Source organism: Kitasatospora sp. NPDC059812, assembly GCF_042732075.1.
GTDB lineage: Bacteria > Actinomycetota > Actinomycetes > Streptomycetales > Streptomycetaceae > Kitasatospora.
The window spans coordinates 50,527-53,739 of record NZ_JBHWIO010000033.1 but is presented as its reverse complement, the minus strand read 5'-3'; the positions used below and the strand labels follow the sequence as shown (position 1 = coordinate 53,739).

The window sequence follows — 3,213 nt, the reverse complement described above, 5'->3', positions numbered from 1 at the left end:
GGTGCGGGGTGGATCAGGAGTGGGTGACGCTGCCGCAGGCGCCGGCCGGCAGCGGCAGGAAGCCGAAGCTCTTCAGGTCGGCGGACGCGGTGGCGTTGGTGCAGACCCAGCCGCTGGTGCCGAAGATGGCGCGCAGCGCGGTGCCGTGGGTGTCGGTGGCGATCCAGTCGGAGTGACGGACCACGTTGTAGACGCTGCGGGCGTAGGAGGTACCGGCGAAGGCGTTGGTGATCACCTTGTTGACGGTGTCGACCGGGGCGACGCCGTTGACGTTGCGGATGGTCAGCGGGCCCTGGACGTCGGCGCCGCTGCCCTTGCCGTAGTACACCTGGCCGACGTAGTGGGCGACGGAGTAGGGGACCAGCGCGTCGGGGTCGTTCAGCTGGGCGTCGCTGCCCTCGTTCTCCTGCACGCCCTCGGTGACGCAGAGGCCGAAGGCCGAGACGCCGATGGTGGAGAGGAAGAAGGAGCGGGTGCCGGAGCCGGACTGCGGCAGGAACGGCTTGATGGTGGTGCTGGGCAGGCTGGGGTCGATCTGGTCCCAGGTGGTGACGTTGCAGGTGTAGATGTCCTTGAGGTTCTGCGTGGTCAGGTTGGCCGGCGCGTTGCCGCCGTTCTGGGCCGCCCAGGACACCGCGTCCGTGGCGTACGCCACGAAGTCGAAGGTGTTCGGGTCGGTCGACGCCGGGCCGCGCGAGGAGCGGGCGAAGTCCACGGTGGCGCTGGTGTTGTTCTTCAGCGCGGTGATGCCGGCGCCGGAGCCGTTCGGGCGGGCGATGGAGGTGGCGCCGGTCTTGGTGGTGATCGGCGAGGTGCCGGTCGCGTCCCAGCTGTACAGGCGCGGCGTGGTGGTGTTGCTGCTCGGAATGGTGGCGTTGTAGTCCGCCGAGAACTGGTTCAGGACGGCCTGGGTGGTGTCGGAGCCGACGCCCACGATGTCCTTGGCGGCCGGGAGCGACGCCGGGTCGGCCAGGGCGGTGCCGCTGGCGACGGTGGCCAGGGAGGTCGCCAGGGCGGCAATGGTGAGCAGCTTGGCAGCGGTCTTACGCATGTTTCTCTTCCTCCGGTGGGAGAGACGTCCATCGCGTGGACCCGTGCTCTGGTTGGGAGCCCGGGGCCGGTGGCCGCGTCCGCTGCGGCCGCTCCGGCAGTGCAGATCCTGTCCGGCCCGGTGGTTCCGCCGGAAGGGAGGTCGAGGGCGGGTCGGGATTGTCGACTCATCGGTTCGACGAGGTTTAGCGACTGGTCAGCGCGGGCGTGGCGGAGGGGAAAGGGGGTGGTCAGAGGCCGATGACGTTCTTCTCCAGGTGGCGACTCGGGGTGTTGCCGGAAACCTGCGCTTCACCGGAACTGCACGTGGGCCCCGGCCGCCTCACAGCGGCCAGCGACCGTCCCGACCGCCCCGCCGCAACTCCTGCCCCACCCACTGGAGTCCGGACAGGAAGCCCTCGGCGCCGGCCTGGCACTGGTCGCGCCGCAGGTAGCCGCGGGCGCTGCGCGCCACCGGCGCGGGCTCGACCGCCGTCCGCCGGGTGCTGCGCACCGGCAGGTAGGCGGACCACACCCACTGCCGGCCCTCGGACTGGGCCACCGAACATCGCAGGGCCGCCCGCTCGATCAGCAACACCCGGACCGCCTCGGCGAGTTCCTCCTCGCTGCGGTAGGTGCGCACGCCCATGCCGAGCGGCCGCCCGTTGGCGGCGCGCAGCGCCCAGCCCAGGCAGCGTTCGGGTGCGGGGACGATCAGCAGACGGGGGCCGCGCCCCTCAGCGGCCATCGGGGCGTCTCAACGAGACGGTGTTCCGGGGAAGTTCACGGCCCGGCAGGTCACGAACCGGCCGCTCACGAGCGGGCCGCTCACGAACGGACTGGTCGCGAACGGGCCGGTCCCGCGCGGGCAGCTCACGAACGGGCAGGTCCCGCGCGGGCTGTTTGGCCAGCAGCACGACGAAGCGCCGGAAGGCGTTCTGGCAGGTCGCGTACCGCTCGTACGCCCGGCTGGAGCGCACCTCGGGCAGGCTGCGCGACCCGGGGACGACCCAGATCCAGCCGATGCCGTCCCGGACGTGGGTGATCCGCGCGGTGAGTTCGGCGGCCCCGACGCGTAATCCGTCGAAGCCGCGCTCGGCCTCGCCAGGCGTCTCGAACATGGCGGCGGTGATGGCCACCACCCGGCCGTTCGGCGCCTTCAGCTGCCAGCGGTACCGCCCGTCCGGGGCGCGCTCCGTCCTGAACCCGCCTCGACTTGCCCCTGCTGCGGTGTTCCCGCGGCCAGACGCGTCCACTGCTCCCCCGTCCGGTTACCCCTCCGAGACCGGTGCAAAGCTATGTGTGCACACGGACCCACGGAAAGCCCAGAACGTTCACAACTTGCGCTGTTGGTCGGGAAGTTCTCCCTCGTTTAACTTTCACCGGCCAACTGCCGAGGAGGATCGGGCCGGGTTCAGAGCCGGGCCGTCCAGCGGACCCTGGTGCCCTTCCCGTACGGCCCGGCCTCGTGCCAGGCGGCGCCGCCGAGCGCCTCGGCCCGCCGGGTCAGGTTGAGCAGGCCGCTGCGGCGCCCGCCCGCCGGGATGCCGACGCCGTCGTCGGTCACCGTCAGCAGCACGCCCGGGCGCCCGCCCCGGTCCAGCGACTCCGGGTCGCCGCTCACCGGCCGGCCGGTGTCGTCCAGGTGGGCGGTCGCGTCGATCTCGACGCCGACCCGGGAGGCCCGCGCGTGCCGGGCCGTGTTGGAGAGCATCTCCCTGAGCGCGGCGAGCAGTTGGCGGCCGTTCTTCTCCTCGACCAGGCTCTCCACCGGCCCGACGAAGCTCACCGAGGGCTTGAAGCCGAGTGCGGCCGCGGCCTGGCTGGCCTCCCGCAGCACCCGGGTGCGCAGGGTGTCCGGCGCGTCGCCGTGGTTGTCGTGCTGGAGGGCGTAGATGGTGGTGCGGACCTCCTGGATGGTGGCGTCCAGCTCGTCCACCGCCTTGCCGATGCCGACCTTCACCTCGGGCACCACGGACCGCCGGGCCGCACTCTCCAACATCATCCCGGTGGCGAACAGCCGCTGGATCACCAGGTCGTGCAGGTCGCGGGCGATCCGGTCGCGGTCCTGGAAGACGGCCAGGCGCTGCTGGTCGCGGGGGGCCGCGGCGCGCCCCCCGGGCCCCGCCGCCCGCGCGGCGCACGGGGGCGCGCGGGGGGGCGCGGGGTGGGGGGACGCCAGGG

Annotated in this window: 3 protein-coding genes and 1 pseudogene; all 4 read right to left on the bottom strand. The window is 72.5% G+C overall.

Annotated elements, in window-relative coordinates; translation table 11 throughout:
- Window positions 1–13 precede the first annotated feature (13 nt).
- On the bottom strand, window positions 14–1,051 hold the full coding sequence (locus ACFV6D_RS18675; protein WP_063348393.1) for a PstS family phosphate ABC transporter substrate-binding protein: 1,038 nt from the start codon (window positions 1,049–1,051) through the stop codon (window positions 14–16).
- Between the two features lie 321 nt (window positions 1,052–1,372).
- A complete protein-coding gene (locus ACFV6D_RS18670) occupies window positions 1,373–1,777 on the bottom strand; it encodes a hypothetical protein (RefSeq protein ID WP_063348394.1) in 405 nt (134 codons plus the stop codon).
- Window positions 1,767–2,150 (bottom strand): hypothetical protein, encoded by a 384-nt coding sequence (locus ACFV6D_RS18665; protein ID WP_380490294.1) that lies wholly within the window; start codon window positions 2,148–2,150, stop codon window positions 1,767–1,769. Before ACFV6D_RS18665 ends, ACFV6D_RS18670 begins: the two co-directional genes overlap by 11 nt.
- Before the next feature lie 293 nt (window positions 2,151–2,443).
- Window positions 2,444–3,213 (bottom strand): annotated as a pseudogene (locus tag ACFV6D_RS18660) (sensor histidine kinase); the annotation flags it as partial.

Excerpts from the sequence above, each read along its gene's own strand:
- ACFV6D_RS18675 (WP_063348393.1), bottom strand. The coding sequence starts at position 1,051 with ATGCGTAAGACCGCTGCCAAGCTGCTCACCATTGCCGCCCTGGCGACC.
- ACFV6D_RS18670 (WP_063348394.1), bottom strand. The coding sequence starts at position 1,777 with ATGGCCGCTGAGGGGCGCGGCCCCCGTCTGCTGATCGTCCCCGCACCC.
- ACFV6D_RS18665 (WP_380490294.1), bottom strand. The coding sequence starts at position 2,150 with ATGTTCGAGACGCCTGGCGAGGCCGAGCGCGGCTTCGACGGATTACGC.